The sequence below is a fragment of the Streptomyces sp. NPDC048612 genome (assembly GCF_043199295.1).
Classification (GTDB): Bacteria; Actinomycetota; Actinomycetes; order Streptomycetales; family Streptomycetaceae; genus Streptomyces.
Map to the genome: position 1 here is coordinate 454,356 of NZ_JBICVV010000001.1, position 22,242 is coordinate 476,597.

23 protein-coding genes are annotated in these 22,242 nt (G+C 72.0%); 12 read left to right on the forward strand and 11 right to left on the reverse strand.

Going from position 1 to position 22,242, the window contains the following annotated elements:
• The first annotated feature begins 204 nt into the window (after positions 1-204).
• From ACGFN2_RS01860 to ACGFN2_RS01880, 5 genes are all read left to right on the forward strand, one after another.
• Positions 205-1,410 (forward strand): sensor histidine kinase, encoded by a 1,206-nt coding sequence (locus ACGFN2_RS01860; RefSeq protein WP_393356746.1) that lies wholly within the window; start codon positions 205-207, stop codon positions 1,408-1,410.
• A complete protein-coding gene (locus ACGFN2_RS01865; protein ID WP_393356748.1) occupies positions 1,407-2,048 on the forward strand; it encodes a response regulator in 642 nt (213 codons plus the stop codon). The genes ACGFN2_RS01860 and ACGFN2_RS01865 overlap by 4 nt, the downstream gene beginning before the upstream one ends.
• A gap of 278 nt (positions 2,049-2,326) precedes the next feature.
• On the forward strand, positions 2,327-2,971 hold the full coding sequence (locus tag ACGFN2_RS01870) for a vitamin K epoxide reductase family protein (RefSeq protein ID WP_362601673.1): 645 nt from the start codon (positions 2,327-2,329) through the stop codon (positions 2,969-2,971).
• Positions 2,972-3,051: 80 nt separating this feature from the next.
• The gene (locus tag ACGFN2_RS01875; protein WP_362601676.1) at positions 3,052-3,594 is read left to right on the forward strand and encodes a DUF1707 domain-containing protein; all 543 of its coding nucleotides are present in this window, start codon (positions 3,052-3,054) and stop codon (positions 3,592-3,594) included.
• Between the two features lie 331 nt (positions 3,595-3,925).
• Positions 3,926-4,348: a hypothetical protein gene (locus ACGFN2_RS01880; RefSeq protein WP_393356751.1), complete on the forward strand. Its 423-nt coding sequence runs from the start codon at positions 3,926-3,928 to the stop codon at positions 4,346-4,348.
• A 225-nt stretch (positions 4,349-4,573) separates the two neighbouring features.
• On the opposite strand, the gene ACGFN2_RS01885 is transcribed toward ACGFN2_RS01880, so the two are convergent.
• Positions 4,574-5,023, reverse strand: coding sequence for an SRPBCC family protein (locus tag ACGFN2_RS01885; RefSeq protein WP_393356753.1), 450 nt, complete (start codon positions 5,021-5,023; stop codon positions 4,574-4,576).
• A gap of 104 nt (positions 5,024-5,127) precedes the next feature.
• Between ACGFN2_RS01885 and ACGFN2_RS01890 the strand changes: the two genes are divergently transcribed.
• On the forward strand, positions 5,128-5,268 hold the full coding sequence (locus tag ACGFN2_RS01890; RefSeq protein ID WP_393356755.1) for a hypothetical protein: 141 nt from the start codon (positions 5,128-5,130) through the stop codon (positions 5,266-5,268).
• Positions 5,269-5,385: 117 nt separating this feature from the next.
• On the opposite strand, the gene ACGFN2_RS01895 is transcribed toward ACGFN2_RS01890, so the two are convergent.
• Positions 5,386-6,003, reverse strand: coding sequence for a TetR/AcrR family transcriptional regulator (locus tag ACGFN2_RS01895; protein ID WP_393356757.1), 618 nt, complete (start codon positions 6,001-6,003; stop codon positions 5,386-5,388).
• 57 nt (positions 6,004-6,060) lie between these two features.
• On the opposite strand from ACGFN2_RS01895, the gene ACGFN2_RS01900 reads away from it, so the two are divergent.
• Complete coding sequence (locus tag ACGFN2_RS01900; RefSeq protein WP_393356759.1) at positions 6,061-6,552, forward strand: DUF1453 domain-containing protein; 492 nt, start codon at positions 6,061-6,063, stop codon at positions 6,550-6,552.
• Positions 6,553-6,556: 4 nt separating this feature from the next.
• Positions 6,557-6,667: a hypothetical protein gene (locus tag ACGFN2_RS01905; protein ID WP_393356761.1), complete on the forward strand. Its 111-nt coding sequence runs from the start codon at positions 6,557-6,559 to the stop codon at positions 6,665-6,667.
• 85 nt (positions 6,668-6,752) lie between these two features.
• Here ACGFN2_RS01905 and ACGFN2_RS01910 read toward each other — a convergent pair whose 3' ends face one another.
• Positions 6,753-7,211, reverse strand: coding sequence for a PaaI family thioesterase (locus ACGFN2_RS01910; protein WP_362601694.1), 459 nt, complete (start codon positions 7,209-7,211; stop codon positions 6,753-6,755).
• A gap of 65 nt (positions 7,212-7,276) precedes the next feature.
• Between ACGFN2_RS01910 and ACGFN2_RS01915 the strand changes: the two genes are divergently transcribed.
• Both ACGFN2_RS01915 and ACGFN2_RS01920 read left to right on the forward strand, forming a co-directional pair.
• Positions 7,277-7,981: a helix-turn-helix domain-containing protein gene (locus tag ACGFN2_RS01915; RefSeq protein ID WP_362601697.1), complete on the forward strand. Its 705-nt coding sequence runs from the start codon at positions 7,277-7,279 to the stop codon at positions 7,979-7,981.
• Between the two features lie 126 nt (positions 7,982-8,107).
• Positions 8,108-8,632: a DUF1877 domain-containing protein gene (locus ACGFN2_RS01920; protein ID WP_393356764.1), complete on the forward strand. Its 525-nt coding sequence runs from the start codon at positions 8,108-8,110 to the stop codon at positions 8,630-8,632.
• Positions 8,633-8,702: 70 nt separating this feature from the next.
• Here the strand turns inward: ACGFN2_RS01920 and ACGFN2_RS01925 are convergent, their stop codons facing one another.
• Both ACGFN2_RS01925 and ACGFN2_RS01930 read right to left on the reverse strand, forming a co-directional pair.
• Entirely contained in the window at positions 8,703-9,365 is a 663-nt protein-coding gene (locus ACGFN2_RS01925) for a GDSL-type esterase/lipase family protein (protein ID WP_393356766.1), read from the reverse strand.
• A 60-nt stretch (positions 9,366-9,425) separates the two neighbouring features.
• Entirely contained in the window at positions 9,426-10,946 is a 1,521-nt protein-coding gene (locus ACGFN2_RS01930) for an FAD-dependent oxidoreductase (RefSeq protein ID WP_393356768.1), read from the reverse strand.
• 147 nt (positions 10,947-11,093) lie between these two features.
• Between ACGFN2_RS01930 and ACGFN2_RS01935 the strand changes: the two genes are divergently transcribed.
• Positions 11,094-14,336 (forward strand): ATP-binding protein, encoded by a 3,243-nt coding sequence (locus ACGFN2_RS01935; protein WP_393356770.1) that lies wholly within the window; start codon positions 11,094-11,096, stop codon positions 14,334-14,336.
• A 79-nt stretch (positions 14,337-14,415) separates the two neighbouring features.
• Positions 14,416-15,147 carry a Clp protease N-terminal domain-containing protein gene (locus ACGFN2_RS01940; protein WP_362601711.1) on the forward strand — a complete coding sequence of 244 codons (732 nt, stop codon included), beginning with the start codon at positions 14,416-14,418 and terminating at the stop codon, positions 15,145-15,147.
• A gap of 89 nt (positions 15,148-15,236) precedes the next feature.
• Here ACGFN2_RS01940 and ACGFN2_RS01945 read toward each other — a convergent pair whose 3' ends face one another.
• From ACGFN2_RS01945 to ACGFN2_RS01970, 6 genes are all read right to left on the reverse strand, one after another.
• The gene (locus tag ACGFN2_RS01945; protein ID WP_393356772.1) at positions 15,237-16,160 is read right to left on the reverse strand and encodes an aminoglycoside phosphotransferase family protein; all 924 of its coding nucleotides are present in this window, start codon (positions 16,158-16,160) and stop codon (positions 15,237-15,239) included.
• Between the two features lie 55 nt (positions 16,161-16,215).
• Positions 16,216-17,880 (reverse strand): PKD domain-containing protein, encoded by a 1,665-nt coding sequence (locus ACGFN2_RS01950; protein WP_393356774.1) that lies wholly within the window; start codon positions 17,878-17,880, stop codon positions 16,216-16,218.
• A gap of 343 nt (positions 17,881-18,223) precedes the next feature.
• Positions 18,224-18,838 carry an ATP/GTP-binding protein gene (locus ACGFN2_RS01955; RefSeq protein WP_362601719.1) on the reverse strand — a complete coding sequence of 205 codons (615 nt, stop codon included), beginning with the start codon at positions 18,836-18,838 and terminating at the stop codon, positions 18,224-18,226.
• Positions 18,786-19,229, reverse strand: coding sequence for a DUF742 domain-containing protein (locus ACGFN2_RS01960; RefSeq protein WP_362601722.1), 444 nt, complete (start codon positions 19,227-19,229; stop codon positions 18,786-18,788). The genes ACGFN2_RS01955 and ACGFN2_RS01960 overlap by 53 nt, the downstream gene beginning before the upstream one ends.
• A 52-nt stretch (positions 19,230-19,281) precedes the next feature.
• Positions 19,282-19,713, reverse strand: coding sequence for a roadblock/LC7 domain-containing protein (locus tag ACGFN2_RS01965; protein ID WP_018088646.1), 432 nt, complete (start codon positions 19,711-19,713; stop codon positions 19,282-19,284).
• A 25-nt stretch (positions 19,714-19,738) separates the two neighbouring features.
• The gene (locus tag ACGFN2_RS01970) at positions 19,739-22,180 is read right to left on the reverse strand and encodes an ATP-binding protein (protein WP_393357160.1); all 2,442 of its coding nucleotides are present in this window, start codon (positions 22,178-22,180) and stop codon (positions 19,739-19,741) included.
• Between the last annotated feature and the right edge of the window lie 62 nt (positions 22,181-22,242).

A 22,242-nucleotide genomic window follows, 5' to 3' on the forward strand; every position in this document is an offset into this window, starting at 1 on the left:
TTCTCCACTCTCGGCCCGGTACCGGGCCCGGACGGTCGGCGTTCCGGCTGCCCCGGAACTGCGGATCGGACGACCTCGGGGTCATCCGATCGGTTGACCGGGCCGGCCCCCGCGCCCGGTGACAATGGAGGTGTTTGCCCAGCTCGGCGCCGCTCGGCGGTCGGCGGGGCACATCGATGCAAGCGTGACGGGAGACGTCTCCGGATGCGGAACCGGCCGTACGAACCGAGCGCCGTGGACACCCGGTGGCTCGGTGCCGTGATGCACGCGGCGTTCTTCCTGCTGCTCGGCGGAGCGCTCGCGCGATTCCTGCTGCGCCATCCAGGCGAGCCGCGCACCCCATGGATCATCGGGCTGTGCGTCGTGCTCGCCGCACTGCACCTGCTGGGGCCCGGGATGGGCGACGCGGGCACGCGACCCACCCGGCGGCGTTCGGCCTGGCTGGCGCTGGTCGTCGTGGTGTGGATGGTGCTGGTCGTGCTCGCGCCCAGCTTCGCCTGGTGCGCGGTGCCCCTCTTCTACACCGGCCTGCGCACGCTGCCGTCCCGCGCGGCCCTCGTTCTCGTGGCCGTCCTGACGGCGCTCGTCGTCGCCGCGCAGCTACAGCTTGCCGGGCGTTTCGACCCGAACCTGGTGCTCGCGCCGCCCGCCGTCGCCGCCCTCGCCACCGCCGTTTTTCTGCAGAGGGAACGGCAGGCCGCCCGCCAGCGCGTGCTGATCGACGACCTGATCCGCACCCGCCGCGAACTCGCCGCCTCGGAACGCCGCGAGGGCACCCTCGCGGAACGCCAGCGGCTCTCCATGGAGATCCACGACACCCTCGCCCAGGGCCTGTCCAGCCAGCGGATGCTGCTCCAGGCTGCGGACCGGGTGTGGGACACCGAACCGGGCAAGGCCCGCGCCCACGTACGCACCGCCGCGTCCGTCGCCGAGCACAACCTCACCGAGGCCCGACGCTTCGTGCACGACCTGGCCCCCACCGACCTCGCCCGCGGCAGCGGCCTCGATCAGGCGCTGCGTGCCCTGGCCGCGCGGGAGTCCGGGGCGCACCTGACCGTACGCGTCCACGTGGACGACGGCGGCCGGCTCCCCGGGCTGCCCGAGCGCGTCCAGTCCGCCCTGCTGCGCATCGCGCAGGGCGCCCTGGCCAACGTCCGCGAGCACGCCGCCGCCGGTAGCGCCACCCTCACCCTCACGCTGCTCGACGACGAGGTCGTCCTGGACGTCTCCGACGACGGCCACGGCTTCGACCCCGCCGCGCTGCCCGACCGTCCCGGCAGCGGACGCGGGCACGGGCTGCCCGCCATACGAGCCCGGCTGCGCGCGCTCGGTGGCACCCTGACCATCGAGTCCACGCCCGGCGAGGGCACCGTCCTGTCCGCCGCCGTCCCCCTGGAGATGACCCGATGACCCCCGACCGCGCTCCCGTGCGCATCCTGGTCTGCGACGATCACGCCGTCGTACGGGCCGGGCTGCTCGCCCTGCTCGACAGCGCCCCGGACATCGAGGTCGTCGGGGAGGCCGGCACCGGTGAGGAGGCGCTCGCGCTGGCCGCGAAACTCACCCCGGACGTGGTGCTGATGGATCTGCAACTGGGCGAGGGCATCGACGGCGTGGAGACCACCCGCCGTCTCACCTCTGTCCCCGGAACCTCTCTCCACATCCTGGTCCTCACCACCTACGACACCGACGCCGACATCACCCGCGCCATCGAGGCGGGCGCCACCGGCTACCTGCTCAAAGCCGAGCGCCCCGACGAGCTGTTCGCCGCGATCCACGCCGCCGCCGAGGGACGTACCGCCCTGTCCCCGCCGGTCGCCAGCCGCGTCATGGCCAACCTCCGCCGACCGCGGCCCACCCTCACCGACCGCGAACGCGACATCCTGGCCCAGCTCGCCCGCGGCATCGGCAACCGGGACATCGCCCGCGCCCTCCACATCAGCGAGGCCACGGTCAAGACCCACCTGCGCCGCATCTACGACAAGCTCGGTGTGGACACCCGCGCGGGCGCCGTGGCGATCGCGAAGGAGCGGCGACTGGTGCCGTGAGGGGGACCGGCGCGAGCGGCGGCGGCCTGCGTACGGGAATTTGTCGTGGCACGGGAGTTCGCCATGGCTAGGGAATCTGTCATGGCGCCGGGGGAGTGGACGTCGGCCCGCTCCCAGGCCGAGAGAGCACTGAGAGCGCGCTGTGTTCCGCCGCTGCTTCCTCGGGCTCATCACACTCTGGTTCGTGGCGAGTTGGGGCAGAATGAACGGCGGTGCCGCGACCGCGGCGTGGGTCCGCTTGCTGAGACCCACCTCCTAGGGATCGACGGAACGGCGATATGACGACGACAGCGCTTGACGACGTGTCCACCGGCGACGACCGCGCGAGGGACGCGGACACCATCGGCTCGGGGCGCGGTTTCGCGCTGCTCCTGGTGATCACCGGCGCGCTGGGTCTGCTCGCGTCCTGGGTCATCACCCTGGACAAGATCGAGCTGCTGATAAACCCGAACGCCAAGCCGGCCTGCACGTTCAACCTGATCTTCTCCTGCACCGACGTCATGGAGAGCAAGCAGGCGGAGGTCTTCGGCTTCCCGAACCCGATGGCGGGACTGGTCGGCTTTGGTGTGATCGTCGCGATCGGTGTGGCCCTGCTGGCAGGTGCCCACTTCCGCCGCTGGTACTGGATCGGGCTGAACATCGGCACGGGGCTCGCCGCAGTCTTCTGCATGTGGCTGATGGTCCAGTCGCTGTACGTCATCAGCGCGCTGTGCCTGTGGTGCATGCTGACCTGGTCCGTCACCATCCTGATGTTCTGGTACACCACCGTGCACAACCTCAAGCACGGCCTCGTCCCGGCCCCCGAGGGGCTGCGCCGTACGGTGCTGGAGTTCCACTGGGTGGTGCCGGTGCTCTGGTACGGCGTGATCGCACTGCTGATCCTCACCCGGTGGTGGACGACGCTCTGGAGCAAGCTGCTCTAGAACTCCGACCGCCCTCAATTCCGTTGCCAGCTACGTAACTTGGGATGTCCGCATCGTCGGCACGGCACTAGAGTGAGACGGTGACCTCTCTGCCGGAAGACCCGCCGTCGCGGTTGACCGAAGACGCTCGCGACGCGGCCGTACAGCGCCTGCAGGAGGCGTACGCCGCGGGGCACATCTCGCACGAGGAGATGGACGAAGGCCTCAACCAGGTGCTCACGGCCAGGACACCCGGCGAGCTGGCGTCGGCCCTGGCCTCGCTCCCGGAGGAGAGCGCGGGCACCACGTCCACGATTGCTGCCGCCGGCGGACGCATCCAGCGGCGCGGCGCATGGCGGGTACCTCGGACGCTCAAGGTCGCGTCCGCTTTCGGAAGGGTGCGCCTCGATCTGTCCCGGGCCGTTTTCGAGCATCCGGCAGTCGACATCGAGCTGCAACTAGGCACCGGCAAGGCCAGGATCACGGTTCCTCGCGACGCGATCGTCGACGTCGAGGATCTGCACACCGGGTGGAAAGACTTGCTCTACAAGCCCCATCGGCGCACCCGCCCCGGCGGGCCGAAGATACGGGTCTCCGGAACCGTCGGCTTCGGACGGCTGAAGATCCGCCACGCGCGGCGTTGAGGCTCGGCTCGGCGCCAGGACCAACCGCGGCGCCGGGGCTCGGCGTCGCGGGACTCTCGTCGTTGCCTACCGCACGCTGCCCCCTTCCTGTCCTGCCGGTGCCGACTTCGGACCGTCCAGGCCATCGGATTGCCGCTCCCAAGAAGCGATTTGGCATCCGTTGATGGGATCAGTGCTTGGTTAGCGGGCTATGTCATGAATTCGCAAAGGCGCCGGGCGAGGGGCAACGCGCGGGGCGGCGGGCCCATCTGCATAGTCGGCGAGGCGCACCGTGCGCCTTCGTGAGGGGGCGGGTCCTGCCGCGTTGGGGGATTCGCGGGAGGGGAAGTCCATGACCAGGACGAAGAAGACCGGGTTCAAGGCGCGGGGCGGCCGTGTGGCGGCGATCGGGGCGCTGGGTCTGGCCTCGGTGGCGCTGGCCGCCGGGCCGGCGTTCGCCAAGGGCGACGTGGAGATCACGGCGCCGCGCACGGCGCAGGTCGGCAAGACCATCACGGTCAAGGCGCACGGCGGCGATGACAGCGCCGGCTTCCTGCATCAGCTGTGCCTGGAGGAGAACGGCTTCGGCCAGGGGTGGCACCAGGAGACGTGCAGCGCGGCGGTCGAGGGCGACGCGAAGGTCACGGCACACGGCACGTCCGCACGCCGCGGCGACCTGAAGTTCCGCGCGGTGCTGTACGGCCTGACCAGCCCGCACGACCAGAAGCCCGTGCGCTTGCACGCCTCTGACGTGGTGACGGTGCACGTCCGCTGAGCCGGCGACGCGGCCGTGGGCAACGGGCCAACCATTGCCCATGGCCGCGCATCGAAGTGCTTCTCGGGAGAGCGCGCCGACACCCTGGGGCGCTGTTGGTCAATTCGGCCCCGGCGCTCGTGGCCCATCGGGTCGCTCTGACTGGGCAGAGATGCATCGCGCTCGCTCCGGTCCACCGGCGGCGCAGGGCGTTTGCGGTGGAGCGCGTGCGCCGGGCCGGGCTACTCAGTCGAAAGTGCCGGCTAGGTAGGCGTTGCGGACTCTGATGAGGTGGGACATGTATCGGCGTAGGAGGAATCTGTCGATGATGCGTCCGACAGGCCCCAGCGGTGAGGAGAAGTCGATGACGTCTCGCATGATGGTGCCGCCGGTGCCGTCCGGCTCGAAGTAGTGGGCGTGACGCCATCGTTTGAAGGGTCCGGACTCCTGCTCGTCCACGAAACATCGGGGCCGGTCGTAGGAGGTGATGCGGGCCTTGAGCCGCCAGGTCAGGCCGAGATGGCGAGCCTGGAAGGTCACCGTGTCACCGAGCGCCAGCTCGCCCCCGGTGTTGCCGCCAACTGCTCGCTCCGAAGAATCGGCCATCGAGCGGGTATGCGACTCCACGTCCAGGCATATCGCGAACACCTGGTCCGGGGGTGCGGCGACGACAGTCACGACCTCGAAATGCTGCACAAGCCCACCCTAGACGCTGGGCATACCGGGCCGTCGCTCAGGTCAAAAGCAGGTCTCATTGAGACAACCGGCAGCGTCCCCTGTGCGCTGGAGGCTCGCTGATCGTGGACTGCCTCCTGGACGCCTTCGGCCCGGCGCCGCTGGAGGGCGACAGTCGCTCCGAGGTCATGTCCTCAACGATCCGTTGGATCGCGGCGCAGGTCGGTGAGCTGCCGTACTTCGCTGAGGGGTCCAGCCCGGCTTAGCGTCTGTCCGGTGGGTCGGACCATCGCGCGCATGCGACCGGCCGGCGGGGCTCGGCCTTCATGTAGAGCGCCGCACCGGCAGGGTGGCGAACTGCGAGCAAGTGCCGTCCCCGGAGGTCAGTTGTCGGCCCTGAGGGTGTCCAGGTGTCGTCGTAGTACCTGCCGCAGCAGCTTGGGTGGATAGCGGTCCGGCAGCAGCGTTGCCTGGAGATTGAGTCCGTCGAGGAGGGCGGCCAGCCGCGCGCTTTCCAGTTCGATGTCCAAGCCGCCGGGCAGCCCGCCGGCGCACCGGGCTTCGTGCAGTACGCGCGACATCAAGGTGTGCAGGTTGGCCTGCATTTCGGCGGCGCAGGGCCGCAGTTCGGGGCGGGTGAGTGTTGCGGCGGTGAAGGCGAGCCAGAGTGCGGACTCCTGGCGGCGGGCCTCGTCCAGGGGGAGCAACTCGGCCAGGAGTTCTTCTGTTGCGGCCCGGCGGTCGGTGCTGCCGTCGGGAGTCAGGAGCCGTTCGGCGTGGTTGCGGATGCGGTCGCCGATGCGCCGGCTCAGCTCCCTCATCGCGAAGGTCATCAACTCGTCGTGGTCGGCGAAGTAATGGCGGACCGAGCCGACGGCGAGTCCGGCTTCATCGGCGACATTGCGCAGCGACGCATGCTCCAGCCCCTGCCGGGCGGCGACGGACAGGACGGCCTGCGCCACTGCCCTGCGGCGGGCCACGGGATCGACGATCTTTGGCACGTTGTCTTTATAGCACGACCGGGCTAACATTCTTTTTAGCTCAAGCGCGCTATAAAGATGGGTGGTACCCGCGTGAACCCCTGGCTGCTCGCTGCGATCATCGCGGCGGTCGTGATCGCGGTCGTGATCAAACGGATGATCGGTGAACCGGTCAACGCGAAGGATCTCTTCGTGACCCCGGCGATCCTGACCGGGATCGGCGTCCTGTCCCTCATCAAGAGAACGGATCTGACCGGCACCGACCTCACCTGGGTCAGCACGGGCGCCGTCCTCGGTGTGGCACTCGGCGCACTCCGCGGCGCCACCGTTCAGCTCGTCGACAAGGGAGGTGTCCTGTGGCAGCGATACACCGGCCGCACCTTCCTCGCCTTGGTCGGTGCCCTGGCGGTCACGGCCGGGTTCCATGTCCTGGCGGTGAAGATGGGCATGCACGCGGACGCACGTCCCCTCCAGCTCTCCATCGGTGTGAGTTTCCTCGGAGAGTCCCTCATAGTGGGCCGCCGCGGCATGACTTCGGGAATCCCGTTCGCCCCGGCACGTACTCGCTGACTCGTTGGGCTTCTCCGCGCTCAGTACCTTCTCCCGCTGGTTCCGCGCCGAGTTCGGCACCAGCCCGACCGCCTGGCGAGCTGCCGCGGCCGGCCAGGAACGGTCGCCGGAGTAGTTGCCTATGACCTGCGCCTGTGGGGAGGGCACACCGAAGCGCAGAGGCACAGGACGTCGTGAGCAGGGCAGGGGCGGGTGTCCGGTCAGCGGGTGGGGAACAGGGCGCAGGTGGTGGTGGAGTGGGCGTAGAGCTTTCCGTCCTCGACACCGATGAGCTGCGCCTCGGCGGTGGCCAGTGTGCGGCCGACGTGGAGGGTGCGCCCGGTGGCGCGCAGAGTACCGGTGCCCGGGACGACCGGGCGCAGAAGGTTCACATTGAGCTGTGCCGTGGTGTACGCCTTGCCCGCGGGCAGTTCGCTCATGACGGCCGAACCCATGGCGGAGTCCAGCAAGGTGGTCAGGAAGCCGCCGTGCACGGTCCCCATCGGGTTGCACAGGTGCTCGCCGGCCCGGCCCTCGAAGTCCGCCCGGCCCGGCTCGACGCCGACGATCTCGAAACCCAGTGTCTTCGAGAGGGGGGCTTGGGGCCTGCGGCCCTCGATGATCGAACGCAGGAAATCGATGCCGCTTTCAGTGTTTTCGCTGGTCATGTAGCTGGTCATATAGGGGACCCTAGATCCGTCCGGCGACGGGGCAAGTACGGATTCCGTACCGCTACTCTGCGGGGATGACGGGATTCGGACAGTTCTGCGCGGTGGCTCGCGCGCTGGAGGCCCTCGGTGAGCGCTGGGCGCTGCTGATCGTGCGCGAGTTGCTGCTGGGCGAACGGCGCTTCAACGACATCCGGCGCGGCATCCCGCGCATCTCGAAGACCATGCTGTCGGCGCGGCTGAAGGAGCTGGAACGCGCCGGGATCGTTGTCCGCGAGAGCGACGGCTACGCCCTCACCGAGGGCGGCGCCCAGCTCGCTCCGGTCCTGCGCGAACTCGGAAGCTGGGCGATGCACTTCGACCGCCGTGGGCTCCGCCCCGAGCACCTGGACCCGGATGTGCTGGTCTGGGACATCCGCCGACGGGTGGTGCCCGAACACCTTCCCCAGGAACCGACCCTGGTCGAACTCCGCTTCTCCGGCCAGCCGAAGCCGTACTACCTCCTCGCGCGCCGCCCCGAGGTCACGCTGTGCACCGAGGACGGCGGATTCCCGGTCGCTCTCCGGATCGAAGCGGACCTTGAGGCCCTGACGCGGTACTGGCTCGGGGAAACCACCTGGGACCGCCTGCTGCGTGCCGAGCTGGTCACCCTCACCGGCCCCAGCTCCCTCCGCCGCGCCTTCCCGGCCTGGTTCTCCGGCTATCTCCTCCGCCCCGGCTCTCCTGGCACCGCCCCGGTGAGCGCGGGGGACGGCACGGCGACGACACCGGCCGACGGCTGACCCGGCCTCGGGGGCGACGGAACCGCCAGCGGAATGCGCAACGGAACGTCACCCGGCACAGGCAGAACCACCCCCACAAGACCGAGTGCGGAGAAAACTGCTGGACGGCGTCGGGATACTGCCGCCATGGCCGTCACTCAGCAGCTCGCCCGTGTCCCGGCGGAGTATCTCGCCGCCTGCCGGCAGGAAGCCGGTGCCTCACCGGACGGAGAGTTCCGCTGGAATCCGCCGGCCGAGGATGTGCTGGACCTGGACTGGGCACCCGTCCTGCTGGAACGGGTCTGTGCGCTGGCAGGTCTCGATGACGTGCTGCTGCATGGTCTCCGGCGGGCCACCGAGGGCGATGCATCGGTCGACGTCGGCTTCCTCGCCACGCCTCCGTATGCCATCGGCCCCTTCGGACCCGCTCCCGCGGCGCTGTCCCCAGCCGGAGCGGCTCATGTCTCGGAGCTGCTCGGGCAGATCGACCTGCGAGCCGTACTGGCCACCCTGCCGGCCGAGGAAACCGAGGCCGCCGCCCTGGTGGGCGACGGAGCGGACGGGATCGCCGGAGGTCTGCGGAAGTATCTGCTGGAGCACTTCCACGCCCTCCGTGACTTCTACCGTGAGGCGTCCCGACGGCAGCTTCTTCTCGTGCTGTGGTGGGACTGAGCCGAGCACCTCCCGGCGGCGGGTACGGCAATACCCGTGGAGTCGCGTGCACTTCTGGCTGGGGGCACGGTCAGGCGACCAGGCGCAGCCAGGCCGCCGCGAGGGCGGCGTGGCCGGCCGGTGTCGGGTGGACGCCGTCCTCGGCCCAGTGTTCCGGACCGGTCGTCGTGGCGAGTTCGGTGAACATGCGGTCGGCGGGCAGCAGATGGGCACCGTACGTGCCGGCGAGTTCCCGGACGGCCTGGATCTTCGGGTTCAGATCGGTGCGCCATTCCTTGCGCTCTGCCTCTCCGACGAGTGCGGCACCGGCCTCGACGACGCCGTGGACGGGCAGGAGGAACGGCTCGATGAGGATCAGCTCCGTGCCCGCCCCGGCGAGGGGTGCGAGCAGCCGGTCATAGCCCGCGGTGAACTCCGCCACGGGGATCACCCGCCCCTCCGGGTCCAGGGTGTGCCAGCCCATGTCGTTGACGCCGACGAGGATGGACACCACGTCCGGGCGGGCGTCGAGCACATCCCGCTGCCACCGGGGTTCGAGGTCGCTCACCTTGTGGCCCGCGATCGCGGAGTTCAGCCAGGTCACGGGCCGGTCCGGGTGCCGCAGGCCCCACTCGCCCGCGATGCGCAGCGGGTAGCCGAACCCGAGGCCGTCCTCGCTCTCCAGCCGCCGGCTGTCGGTGATCGAATCGCCGGTGAACATCACGGTGGTTCCCGGGCGGAGGGTGATCGTCATAAGTGCTCCTTGGAAGGTGGGTTGAGCCAAGGAAGGTTCAGGTGGAGACGGGCTGTGGCGTCAGGTTCGCGGGGTGCCGAACCACTGGTCGGCGGCCTGCTCGAAGGCTTTCGGGTCGACGTCGTGCCCGGCCGCCCAGGCGACGACGCCGTCCGGCCGGATGAGCACGGCACCCAGTCCGAGGTCGTTCCTCGCCGCCCCGGCCACGTAACGCAGGTGGTTCCGCCGGTCCTTCGCCGCCTCGCGCAGGCGGTGGCCGGAGCTGAAATCGAGCGTGACGCCTCGTCCGTCCCGCAGCAGCTCGCCGAGGCGCGTGCCGTCGTCGAGACGGAGGTCCGGGGCGCTGCGGCCGGTCAGCGGCTGGTCGCTGCCGAGGTCGTAGCGGATCGACGATCCCGACACCTTCTCGAAGACGTGGGTCGTTCCGTCACGGGTCCCGAGCAGGTCGCGCACCACTGCCTGGATCGCCTGGCCATGGGGGTCCGGCCGCATCACCGCCGCCTGGGCGCGCGTCCAGTCGAGCACCGAGGCGCCGACCGGATGCCGCTCGCGGGTGTAGGTGTCGAGCAGCCCGTACGGCGCGTGCCCGAGCACGGTCGCCGCGAGCTTCCAGCCGAGGTTCATGGCGTCGCCGATGCCGAGGTTGAGTCCCTGTCCGCCGACGGGGGAGTGGATGTGCGCGGCGTCGCCCGCGAGCAGGACGCGCCCGAGCCGGTAGGTCGTCGTCTGCATCGCCCGGTCGGTGAAACTTGAGGCGAGCGAGACGTCGTTGAGCGTCACGGCGGTGCCGGACACCCGGCGCAGCACCGTCTGGAGGTGGTCGCGAGTCGGCTGCTGCGAACGGTCGAAGGCGCCGCCGTCGAAGTCCATGACGCCGAGGTGCCCCTCGGTGGGCATCCGGAGGTACAGGCCCGTCGGCGTCAGGTTGATCCCGGGGCGCAGCACGTCGGGATCGGCGAGAGCGGCGAGCATGACATAGCCGGTGAACAGCGGCTCGGTGCCGACGAACTCGAAGCCGGCGAGCCCGCGCACCGCGCTGCGTCCGCCGTCGCAGCCGACGAGCCAGCGCGCCGGGTACGCGTGCTCGCCGGCCCGCGCGACCACGCCGTCGTCGTCCTGGGCGAGGGCGGAGACCGTGACGCCGCGCCGGATCTCCACACCGAGCCGGGAAGCCCGCTCGGACAGCACCGCCTCGACCGCTGCGAGGTGCGTCAGCACGCCGTCCGCCGCCGGGCCGGGAAGCCGGTACGGCAGGGCGGCGAGGTCCACCTTCGCCGGATCGAGCACCAGGCCGGCGAAGTGGCCCACGCCACCGGGAGGTGACGGCTCGTCCGCGTCGGGGTCCGGGCCGGGAGCGTCGTGGAGGCCCGAGGCCGCCAGGAGGGGGTGCAGCATCCCGCGGCGGTGGAACGCCTCGACGGACCCGGCGGACAGGCCCCGCATCCCGAGGGGGTCCGCCCGCCATGGGGAGCCGGGCTCCGGTTCCCGTTCGAGCACCAGGACGGAGCAGCCCGCGAGGCCGAGTTCACAGGCGAGGAAAAGTCCGACCGGGCCGGCGCCCACGATCACCACGTCATGCATCAGAAGTCCCTTTCGGAGAGCGGTTGTTGTGTGGCACGCCCAGAGTGCTGCGGGCCCCTCACGCGGCGCGCACACAGCGCTGACACGAGGGCACACGGGCAACGCCCTGACGTGAGGGCCCGGCCGTGCGCGTGCGAGGATCGGAGCATGGACGGGGGTGCCGGGGGTGCGCGGCTTCGGGTCAGGCTGCTCGGCGCCTTCCAGCTGTCCCGCGGTGACACCGAACTGTCCGTATCGGGCGCCCGGTTGCAGGCTCTGGCCGCCCGGCTCGCCCTCGCCGGCGGGCACACGGTCGGGACGGGCGGCCTCATCGACGCGATCTGGGCCGAGGAGCCGCCGGCCGGCCCGGCCCACGCCCTGCAGGCCCTCGTCTCGCGGCTGCGCCGGACCCTCGGCGCGGCCGGTGACGTCGCGCAGCACGCCGGCGGCTACCGGCTGGCCGTGGACGCGGCCGACGTGGACGCGCTGCGGTTCGAGCAGCTCGCCGCCGCGGGCCGTGACCACCTGCGCGCCGGCGACCCCCATGCCGCGGCGGCCGTGCTCGGCGAGGCCGTGGCGCTCTGGGGCGACCGTCCCGGCGCCGGGCCCACGGTCGTCGCCGCGGTGGCGCCCGCCGTGGCGACCCGGTTGGCGCACGCCTCGACCGAGGCCGTCGCCGACCTCGCCGAGGCCGAGCTGGCGCGGGGCCACGCCGACGCGGCCGCCACCGGTCTGGCCGCACTGCTTGCCGAGCACCCCTTCCACGAGCGCGCGACCGCGCTCCTCATGGACGCGCTCGAAGCCCAAGGGCGGCAGGCCGAGGCCCTCGCCCTGTACGAGCGGACCCGCGAGCGCCTGGCCGACGACCTCGGCACCGCCCCGGGCGCCGCCCTGAGCGAACGCCACCTGCGCCTGCTGCGCGCCGAACGGCCCGCGCCCGACGCCTCGCCGGTCCGGCGGAGCAACCTGCCCGCACCGCTGACCAGTTTCCTCGGCCGCGACGACGACCTCGCCCGGATCGACGGGCTGCTCGCCTCCGGGCGGCTGGTGACGGTGCTCGGCCCCGGCGGCGCCGGCAAGACGCGCCTGGCGGTCGAGGCCGCCCGCCGCCACCGGCCCGCGTACCGCGACGGCGTCTGGATGATCGACCTCGCCTCGGTCACCGAGCCCGCCAAGGTCGGCGCGGCGCTGCTGGCCGCGATCGGGCTGCGCGGCGCGGCGCTCTTCGCGGCCCCGGCCGCGCTGCGCGGCGACCCGGTCGGCGAACTCGACGTGCTGGCCGACCAGTTGGACGGCCGCGAGAGCCTGCTCGTGGTGGACAACTGCGAGCATCTGGTCGACGCCGTGGCGCACCTGATCGCGGCGCTGCTGGCCCGCTGCGCCACTCTGCGGGTACTGGCCACGAGCCGTGAGCCACTGGCGGTCGACGGCGAGACGCTGGTACCGCTCGGCCCGCTCGCCCTGCCCGAGCCGCACGAGGAGGTCGGGCAGGCCCGCCGTACGGCGTCGGTGCGCCTGTTCACCGAGCGGGCGGCGGCCGTACGTCCCGGTTTCGACGTCGACGAGCACAACCTCGGCGAGGTGCTGCGCATCGTCCGCGGCCTGGACGGCATGCCGCTCGCCCTCGAACTGGCCGCGGCCCGGCTGCGCACGCTCTCGCTGGCCGGCCTGGCCGCCGGACTGTCCGACCGGTTCCGCCTGCTGACCACCGGCAACCGGACCGCCCTCCCCCGGCACCGCACGCTGCGCGCGGTCATCGCATGGAGCTGGGACCTGCTCGGTGCGGACGCCCGTACGGTCGCGGAGCGCATCGCGGTCCTGCCCGGCGGTGTCACACCGGACTCGGCCACCGCGGTCTGTGCCGGCACCGCGGTGCCCGCCGACGAGATCCCGGAGCTGCTCGCGGACCTGGTCGACCGGTCGCTGCTGCAGCTCGCGCCGGACACCGGCCGGTACCGGATGCTGGAGACCCTCCGCGAGTACGGCCTGGAGCGCCTGGCCGAGCAGGGCACCCTGACCGGCGTGCGGGACCTGGCCGCGCGCCACTCCGCCGGGCTGGTCGCCCGCCACGACCCGCTGCTGCGCGGCCCCGGGCAGCTCGACGCCCTCCATGTGCTGCACGCCGAGTACGACAACGCGCTCGCCGCGCTGCGCCACCTCTGCGACACCGGTGACACCGCCGGCGCGAGCGCGCTCGCGGTGGACCTGACCTGGTACTGGCAGATGCTCGGCCGGCACCCCGACGCGGCCTACTGGCTCGGTGAGACGGTCGCGCTGCCGGTCACCGGGCCGGGCCTGCAACGCGACATCGCCGAGGGGCTGCTGGCGCTCAACACCGTCGCCACCCGGGGTGCGCCGGCCAAGGACTGGGTCACGGAGCGGCGCGGGGAGTTGCGGGCGCTCGCCGGCCGGCTGCTGAGCCATCCGGAGCTGCCGGGCCGCCGCGGCGTGCTGACCGCGGTCGGGCTGGCCGCCCTGACGGAGACCGAGGTGTCGCCGGCCGTCCTCCAGCGGCTGGTCGACGGGCCCGATGTGTGGCTGGCCGGGATGGCCCGCCTGTTCCGCGCCCAGTTCGCCGAGAACGACGGTCATTTCGACCAGGTCCGCAGCGATGTGCGCGCCGCGCTGGAGTGCTTCGCCCGCGCGGGCGACCGCTGGGGCCTGGCCAAGGCGCTGCCCCTGAACGCGCTGGTGCGGCAGTACGACGGCGATCTCGACGGCGCACTGGCCGACCTGAACGAGGCCAAACGGCTGGCCCGCGCGTTCGGATCGCTCAGCCTCAGCGACGAGATCTTCGTCGACCTGCGCCGGATCGATCTGCAGGTGCGGCTCGATGAGACCGCGCGGGCGGCCGAGACGATCGCCGTGGCCCGGGAGCGCGTACTGCGCTCGGCGTCGCCCGAGATGGCCGTCCTGCTCGACGCGCGGGAGGCCGCCCTGCGGGTGCGCACCGGCGAACTGGCCCGGGCGCGCGGCCTGTTCGAGTCGCTGGAGGCCGGACTGTTCGGGCCGGGCGTGTTCGGCGGCGACCAGGGGCAGGCACTGCTCGGCGCGGTGCGGGGCGCGCTCTGTCTCGAACTCGGCGACGGGCCGGGTGCCGCGGAGGCGTTGGGCCGGGCGTACGCGGCGGCCGTCGACAGCAGGGACATGCCGATCGTGGCGACGGTGGCGGTGACCGTGGCCGGCCTTGCCGCGCTGCACGGGCGGCACCGCGAGGTCGCTGTCCTGCTCGGCGCGGCGGCCCGCCTGCGCGGTGCCCACGACCGCACCGATCCGCAGATCCGCACGCTGAGCGGCCGCGGCCGGGCCGCGCTCGGCGACGCGCACTTCACCGAGGCGTACGAGACCGGCTGGCAACTGGAGGTGACAGCGGCCCTGTCCCGCACCGACCCGGCGCGGCTGCTTCCCTGAGTCCCCGCACCCACGGAGCCCCCACCAGGGTGTCAACCAAGGGTTGACACCCTGGTGGCTGTCAACCTAAGGTTGCCTCATGGTGGAATCGACTCAGGTGAACAATCCCGTCCGTCTCGACGACCTCATCGAGGCGATCAAGAAGGTGCACGGCGACGCTCTCGACCAGCTCCAGAGCGCTGTCGTCGCCGCTGACCATCTCGGCGACGTGGCCGACCATCTCATCGGCCACTTCGTCGACCAGGCCCGCCGCTCCGGTGCCTCATGGACCGAGATCGGCAAGTCCATGGGCGTCACCCGACAGGCCGCCCAGAAGCGGTTCGTGACGAAGGACGAGTCGGAGCCCGGCATGAGCCAGGACTTCGGCAGGTTCACCCCCCGGGCCAGGAGCGTCGTCGTCGCGTCCCAGAACAAGGCCCGCGAAGGCGGCCACGCGCAGATCGGCGCGGGGCATCTCGTGCTCGGCCTGCTCGACGACCCGGAATCGCTGGCCGCACGCGTGCTCGTCGCCCAGGGCGTAGGGCTGGAGGCGGTCCGAGCGGCCGCTACCGAGGCGCTGCCGGAGCCCGCCGGCGAGCCCCTGCCCGCCCTCGTGCCCTTCGACGCCCAGGCGAAGAAGGCGCTTGAGCTCACCTTCCGCGAGGCGCTGCGACTGGGTCACAACTACGTCGGCACGGAGCACCTGTTGCTGGCGCTGCTGGAGCAGGAGAACGGCGAGGGCGTGCTCAGCGGGCTCGGCCTCGACAAGACGAACACCGAGGAGCAGGTGTCGGCCGCGCTGACGGAGATCCGGGACAAGCTCCACGAGTAGCAGTGGCGCACGGGCCCGCCCCTCCCCGGGGCGGGCCCTCACGGTCGTGCGGCAACCCGGCCCCGTCGTCGCACTCTCACGGGGCGGCGCTAACGGTTCAGCAGCGACTCCGCGAGGGCGACGGAGGACGGGGCCGGCGCGGTCGCGCCGCCCTCGATGTCCCACAGCTCGTTCTGCAGCAGCCGCCCCAGCGTCCAGCCGGTCGCCCGCGCACGGTCCAGGCCGAGCACCGCGGTGAGCAGGTCGAAGCGGCGCCGCACCACGCGCGGGGTGTCGCCCTTGGCGACGACGTCCTCCCAGCGGCTGTCCAGGGCGGGCCACAGGTCGAAGCCGGGATCGCCGGACAATGGCTCGGGATCGATGGCGAGCCAGGGCTCGCGCTCCGCGGCGAGAACGTTGTCGTAGTGCAGATCCCAGTGCAGCAGCCGGTCGCCCGGTTCGCCGACCAGCTCGGCCACCGCCGAGGCCCAGCCCCGCAGGCGTTGCCGGTCGGCCGGGTCGGCCAGCGCCGTGACCGCCCGCGGAACCCGCTCCAGCATCTCGGTGGCGATCTCGCCCAGGCTCCGCAGCCCCGGCGGCGCGGGGACCCGGACCAGCCGCGCCTGAATACCGGCGAGGATGCCCATCGCCATGTCGTCGTCCTCGATCGAGGCCAGCGTGCGGGCACCGTCCAGCCGTTCCAAAAGCATGGTGCTGCTCTCGGGATCGTGGTCGAGCAGCCGCACCACCCCCGCACCGTCCCAGGTGCGCAGCCCGATGAGTGCGGCGCGGCTCTCCTCCCTGGGCATCTGGAGTTTGAGGACCGCGCGGGTGCCGTCCTTCCGCAGCACCGGCAGCACCAGCGAGGCTTCCCCCGCTCCGGCCGCGCCGTCCCGTTCCAGCTCCCAGCGCTCCAGGGATTCCGCGGCGAGAGCCGGCAGCCCGGCGATCCAGGCCATCCCCTCCTCGCCGAAGTTCCTGGCGTACGAAGCGGCCAGGGACCGCGGGACCTCGACCGCCTGCAACATGCTCATATCGGTGCCCTTCAAGGGGAGTTGGCTCTCCCGCTGGAATCTAGCCGCCGGTCCTTCACTTGACGGTGAGATCCCCGGGGGCCTCGACCAGCACCTTTCTGCCGTCCCGGTCGGTCATCACGAGGCGGGGCAGCCAGGGGCCCTTGTGGTCGTAGGCATGGGTGACGGACGCCTGGTCGGTCTCCTGCTCGGTGCCGTCGCCGAAGTACCAGTGGTAGCGGTATCCGGCGGCGGGAGGCTTGCCGTTCACCGTGACCGACAGGGGGACCTCACCGCCGAGGCGTGCGTGCTCCGGGGCCTTGAGCCGTGCCCGGGGGCCCTGGTGGGGAAGGTGGAACCAGCTGCGCAGGCTCGGGTTGAGGAGGAAGGATTCGGCGTACTGGCGGGCGCCCGCGATGTCGGGGTGGGCGACGGCCGCGCTCAGACACTGCAGCGGAGTGGCGCTGAGCTCGGGGCAGGCCCGGGTACGCAGCGGGAAGGCCGGGTCGGTCACCGGGTTGCCCCAGACCTTGGAGTGCGGGGTGAGGACGGCGTTGTCCACGGTGAACAGGCCGTCGGCCGCGGCCGCGTACGGGCCGTCCTGGGACGCCTTGTTGGCCGCGGCCGCCGCCTGGCGGTAGGCGGCTCCGGCCAGCTGGGTGTACTGCTCGTAGCGCTCGGCCACCTTGCCGAGAGCGGCCCGGCAGGAGGCCCGCCGCCCCGCGGTGATGCCCGGGGTCGAGCAGGTCTTCACCGGGATCGGTGAACTGCTGCGGCTCAGCGCGTAGGAGAAGTCGGCCACGAGCACCTTCGGCCGCCCCGGCAGGGCATGGGCCTTCTCGATCGCCGCCCGCATCCCGCGTCCGCCGTACCCGACCTTCGCGCCGCTGAAGTAGGGCACGTCCTCGGCCGGGTTCTCGGGCGCCGCGCCGACGCCGGAGCACTCCCGCTTCACCGCTTTGGGCAGATCCTCCGAGCCGGGGGTGAGGCCGACGCCGATGCCGAAGAAGGGGTCGAGGTCGTTGATGCATCCGTTGATGACGACCAGGTCGAGCCCGTAGCCGCCCGCACGTGCCTCCGCGCCCGCCCTCTCCAACTGGCAGAACACATCGGGCATTTGCTGGGTGACCTCGCCGAACTCCATCTCCCCGTCGCCGTCCGGGTCCTGCTTCTCCGTCGTGCGCAGACAGGCCGCGTCCTTGTTGCCCGCGGGCAGGTCGGGCGCGTCGAGTACCGCGCCGGAGATCGCGTAGTCCCGGTGCTGAGATCCCCGGCCGGTCTCCCGTCCGAGCAGCTGACCCGTCAGATAGGGGAACTTCTGATCGTGATCCAGGCCCTGCCCCCAGACCACGGAGTCGCCGACGGACGCCACCCGCACCGGGTCGCACCCCCGGCGCAGCGTGTCGCGCCAGACCTTGCCGTAGTGGCCGGCCGCCGGATGCTCCGGGGTGGCGGCGAGACGGGCCTCGATCTGCACGGCGGTCTCGGTGGCGGGCACCCGGTCGTGGGGGAGGCGGAACTTTGCGGTGCCCACGCCGGCGGTCATGGCGAGCCGCCCGCCGGCCAGGCGCTTCTCACCGGCCCGTACGCGCCACTCCACGGTGGCCCCGGACTTCGCCGCGGCCGGGTCGTAGATCTGCACCCGGCCGTGCACGGGGCCGCGGCACACCGGATTCGGCGTCAGGTCCACGTCGAGGACGAGGGGGAACGCCGATCCCGGCAGGGCACCGGTCCGTGCCACGGCGGGATGCCCGCCGAGGAGCTGGCAGAGGAGCACGGTGACCGCGCCGACCGCCGCCGCCCGCCTCGCCGTCCGCGGGCGACGGGCGGTCCCCGGTCCGCCCGGTGCGGAGCCCCCGCCGGTGCCCGTCCGCCTGCGCACAGCCCACCGTGACCACGCCCGTCTCACGCCAACACCCCTGATCTCGCCGTCGTTTCGGTCCGCGGAGCCGGCTGCATCCGCATCGTCACGGATCATGGCAGCCGGAAGTGCGGCGGGGGCGGGGAGCGGTGTTCCGTACCGGGTGAAACTGATCACTTACCGGTAGTTACGGCGGGCCGGAGGCCGGGAGACCGTTCGGGAGTCAGTCCGCCGCGCCGTTTTCCGCGCGGGACAGGGCGACTTCGAGGACGATCAGCAGCGCGTCACGGACCGAGCCCGTGTTGCGGGCGTCGAAGACGGTCAGCGGTACGTGGTCGGAGACGTCGAGCGCCCAGCGCACCTCGTCGAGGTCGTGGTGGACCTCGCCGTCGAAGGCGTTGACGGCGACGGCGAAGGGGATGCCCTTGTGCTCGAAGTAGTCCACCGCGGCGTAACAGTCGTCCAGGCGGCGGGTGTCCACGATCACCAGGCCGCCGAGCGCGCCCTCGACCACGTCGTCCCACATGAAGCCGAACCGGTCCTGGCCCGGCGTGCCGAACAGATAGAGCTTCAGCGTCGGGTCGATGGTGAGGCAGCCGAAGTCCATGGCCACCGTGGTGGTGGTCTTGCCGGGGGTGTGGGTGAGGTCGTCCACCCCCGCCGCGACCTCGGTGATGGCGGCCTCCGTGGTCAGCGGCCGGATCTCGGAGATCGCGCCGACGGCCGTGGTCTTGCCGACACCGAAGCCGCCGGCGATGACCAACTTGACCGGTACCGGCGGCTGTTCAACCGCTGTCACGGAGTGTGTCCCGTGAGTCGGGGACGGCGCGGAGACCATCGATAACCCTTCGCAGTACGGAAATGTCCTGGGTGGTGCCGGCGTTCGCGACATGGACCGCCAGATGCCCGGCGGCCCGCAGGTCCTCCGCCAGCACCCGGACGACATTGAGGTGGAGGCGCAGCCGCGCGGCCAGCTCCGCCACCGACTGCGGCTGTCGGCAGGCGGCCACGATGTCGTGTGGTTCGAAGGCGAGCGTTCCCAGGGCGGCGAGCCCGGCCGAGGTCGCCACGATCTGGGCCTCGACCGGGAGCGGGGGGCCGGCGCCGTCCCCCGCCACGCGGCCGGCGGTCAGCAGGAACGGCCGGATCGCGGGAGCGCGGCCGACCGGCTCCGACGGGCCGCGGGCAGCGCCCGCCGCCTCGTTCGGTCCTGGTTCACCGACGGCCATTTCGTGGTCCTTTTCTTGGCGCCCGCATTCCTGCCTCCGCGGGTGGGACGGGTCAGCGGGCCGGTGCGGCGCCGGCGTTCTTCTTGAGCTCCAGCACCAGCTGGGGGGTGAGCGCACTGCCGGCCCGGTTGGCGAAGAGGGTCATCTCGTAGGCGATGTTGCCGAGCTTGGCCTCCTTCGAGGTCACCACGCCGAGGACGGCACCACAGCCGATCGCCGAGACGAGGACGTGGCCGCCCTCCAGGTCGATGATGACCTTGTTGAGGCCGCCCAGGCCGTAGTTGCCGGACGCGCCGGCGGCCAGGCTGGTGACGCCCGACACGATCGCGGCGAGCCGCTCGGAGTCGGCCTGCTCGCGCAGCTGGGAGACCGCGATCAGCAGGCCGTCGGAGGACACCGCGATGGCGTCCACGACACCGGCGGTCTGGGTGGCGAACCGGTCGAGCAGCCAGGTGAAGTCGGCCGCGGCGGCCGTCAGATCCATGGCTTCCGCGCGCTCGGGACTGCTCTTACCTGTCGGCGTCGTCACTGCCCGACTCCTTCCGGGGTTGCTGGTGTGCTGAGGGCGCTGAGTCCCTCGGGGGCGGAGCGCTGTCCTGCTCCGCCCGGCGTACGGCGGCTTCGAATGCGTCCAGCTCCGAACGGACCGCGTCGGCGTCGGCCGGCCGGTGCATGCCCTCGGCCTCCCGGCCGGCCGTCGGAGTGGTCATGGGGAGCGTCGCGCCCCGCACCCGCCGGCGCAGCGGCCGGCCGGCCGACGCCGGGCGCGGCCCGGACGCGGGGGCGGGCTCCCGGTCCGTGCGCTGCGGAAGGCGCCGTGGCAGCCCGCCCTCCTGCGAGGGGGCGACGGGCCGCCGCTCGGGCGCGGGGGCGGGGGTCCGCACCGGCAGGGGCGTGGCGGGTGCCGGGCCGGGCTCGGGCGCGGTGGGCTCCTGCGCGGGCGGTGCCGGATGAGCTGACGTGGAGTCGGCCGGTGCCGGGTGCGCGGAGGGAGAGTCGTCCGGTGCGGGGTGCGCTGACGTGGACTCGGCCCGCGCCTCGTCCCCGGTGTCCACAGCGGGCAGCTCCGCCGCGGGGGACGAGGGCGCGCCCGGCCGGACGGTCAGCAGCAGCGTGGCGGGGAGCCAGACGGTGCCGGTGACACCGCCGCCCGGCGTACGGCTCAGGGTGACCCGGATGCCCGAGCGACGGGCGAGGCTGCCGACCACGAACAGGCCGAGGACCTTGGTCGGTACGAGGTCGAGCCGCTCGCGGCGGACCAGCCGGGCGTTCTCCTCGTCGAGGCGGTCGGCGCTCATCCCGAGACCGTGGTCGATGACCTCGATCAGGGCGCCGCCGTCCGCGGTGATGTCGGTGCCCGGCCGGACGACCACCTCGACGGGGGTGTCGGACGGGGAGAACGAGACCGCGTTCTCCAGGAGTTCGGCGAGCATCAGCGTCAGGTCGTCGACGATGTCGGGGCCGACGGTGACCTCGGTCTCGGATCGCAGGGACACCCGCTGGAAGCCCTCGATCTGGCCGAGTCCGGCCCGGATGACATCGACCAGGGTCGTGGGCCGGGCTTCCACCTCGGGGTCCCGGATGCCGGCGAGCAGCATCAGGCTGTCGGCGTTGCGCTGGAGGCGTACCGCGATGTGGTCGATGCGGTACATCCGCTGGAGGACGTCGGGGTCGGTCTCCTCGCGTTCCACGGCGTCGATCAGCATCAGCTGACGCGAGGTGAGGTTGCTGACCCGGCGTCCGACGTTGCCGAACATCTCGGCGACATTGCGGCGGCTGAGCACCTGCCGCTCCAGCAGCGCCGCGGCGGTGACCTGCACCTGGTTGAACGCCTCGGCCAGATGACCGATCTCGTCCCGGACCGGGACGGGGATCGCCCGCGGCCGCAGCGGGGTGCCGTCCGGCGACTCGTCGTCCTCGACCCTGGCGAGTTCCTCACCGGCCACGTCGACCACCTGCTGGGCGGCGCCGGTCAGAGCCGTCAGCGGCCGCACCACCGAGCGCCGGACGAGGACGGAGAAGGTCAGCCAGGAGGTGAAGCCGAGCAGGGCGAGGCCGAGCATGGTCAGCGCGTTGTACAGGGCGCTCGCGGAGAGACTGTCGGCCCGCGCGGCGATCTGGTCGATCAGCGACCGGGTGATGTCGAGGCGCGACTGGGCCTGCCGGGTGCCGGCGTCCATCGCCTCGCGCAGCTGCTGCGGGGACTGGCCCTGCAGCGAGCCGGGATCGATCTGCAGCTCCGCGAACCGGGCCTCGATGCCGTTCTCCTCGGCGTTGCGCGCGATCCCGCCCAGGCGCAGGACCTGGTCCGGAGCGGCGATCCTGGCGAAGCGTTCGGTCTGCTCCTCGTAGAGCTTCTGGGCACCGACGGCGCGGGTGTACTCGGTGAGCGCGTTGGCGTCCCGGGTCTGGGCGGAGAACACCCCGCTCTCGAAGGCCGCGTGGGCGGCGTCGGCGCGCAGGACCGTGTCGAGCAGGTTGGTGACCGAGGACGACGAGCTGCCGACGAAGCGGTCGAGGCCGATGCCGTCGATCAGATAGCCGACCGCGGCGGCGTACGCGGGGTCGATCCCGGCGGCCGGCACCGAGCCCCGCTCGACCTTGTCCCGCAGCACCGCCAGACCCCGCACGTACTCCAGGGCCCGCGACTCCTCCTTGGGCAGCTCCGCACCGAACGACGTCTGTACGGCGGAGACCTGTGCGTCCGTGACCCGCTGCGCCCCGCGGTAGGCGGCGGTCGACGGCAGGGCGGCACCGGGCCGGGCCGCCTCCTGCTCGACGGACAGCAGCAGCGCCTGCCGGTGTTCCGCCTGGATGTCGTTGATCAGCCTGGTGACCTGCTCGCTGTCGCGCACCAGCTCCTCGGTCCGGCCGGCGTCCAGGGCCTTGTCCGCCTGATTGCTGACGCCGATGGCCAGCAGCACGCCGACGACCGCGACCGGCGCGATCACCAGCACATTGAGCTTCCGCCGGAACGGCCAGCGGTCCAGGAGTGCACCCGCCTGCTGACGGA

Excerpts from the sequence above, each read along its gene's own strand:
- ACGFN2_RS01955 (WP_362601719.1), bottom strand. The coding sequence starts at position 18,838 with ATGGTCTCCGCGCCGTCCCCGACTCACGGGACACACTCCGTGACAGCG.
- ACGFN2_RS01870 (WP_362601673.1), top strand. The coding sequence starts at position 2,327 with ATGACGACGACAGCGCTTGACGACGTGTCCACCGGCGACGACCGCGCG.
- ACGFN2_RS01925 (WP_393356766.1), bottom strand. The coding sequence starts at position 9,365 with ATGACGATCACCCTCCGCCCGGGAACCACCGTGATGTTCACCGGCGAT.
- ACGFN2_RS01930 (WP_393356768.1), bottom strand. The coding sequence starts at position 10,946 with ATGCATGACGTGGTGATCGTGGGCGCCGGCCCGGTCGGACTTTTCCTC.
- ACGFN2_RS01900 (WP_393356759.1), top strand. The coding sequence starts at position 6,061 with ATGGGTGGTACCCGCGTGAACCCCTGGCTGCTCGCTGCGATCATCGCG.
- ACGFN2_RS01920 (WP_393356764.1), top strand. The coding sequence starts at position 8,108 with ATGGCCGTCACTCAGCAGCTCGCCCGTGTCCCGGCGGAGTATCTCGCC.
- ACGFN2_RS01915 (WP_362601697.1), top strand. The coding sequence starts at position 7,277 with ATGACGGGATTCGGACAGTTCTGCGCGGTGGCTCGCGCGCTGGAGGCC.
- ACGFN2_RS01865 (WP_393356748.1), top strand. The coding sequence starts at position 1,407 with ATGACCCCCGACCGCGCTCCCGTGCGCATCCTGGTCTGCGACGATCAC.
- ACGFN2_RS01960 (WP_362601722.1), bottom strand. The coding sequence starts at position 19,229 with ATGGCCGTCGGTGAACCAGGACCGAACGAGGCGGCGGGCGCTGCCCGC.
- ACGFN2_RS01935 (WP_393356770.1), top strand. The coding sequence starts at position 11,094 with ATGGACGGGGGTGCCGGGGGTGCGCGGCTTCGGGTCAGGCTGCTCGGC.
- ACGFN2_RS01860 (WP_393356746.1), top strand. The coding sequence starts at position 205 with ATGCGGAACCGGCCGTACGAACCGAGCGCCGTGGACACCCGGTGGCTC.
- ACGFN2_RS01945 (WP_393356772.1), bottom strand. The coding sequence starts at position 16,160 with ATGAGCATGTTGCAGGCGGTCGAGGTCCCGCGGTCCCTGGCCGCTTCG.
- ACGFN2_RS01880 (WP_393356751.1), top strand. The coding sequence starts at position 3,926 with ATGACCAGGACGAAGAAGACCGGGTTCAAGGCGCGGGGCGGCCGTGTG.
- ACGFN2_RS01910 (WP_362601694.1), bottom strand. The coding sequence starts at position 7,211 with ATGACCAGCTACATGACCAGCGAAAACACTGAAAGCGGCATCGATTTC.
- ACGFN2_RS01940 (WP_362601711.1), top strand. The coding sequence starts at position 14,416 with ATGGTGGAATCGACTCAGGTGAACAATCCCGTCCGTCTCGACGACCTC.
- ACGFN2_RS01965 (WP_018088646.1), bottom strand. The coding sequence starts at position 19,713 with ATGGATCTGACGGCCGCCGCGGCCGACTTCACCTGGCTGCTCGACCGG.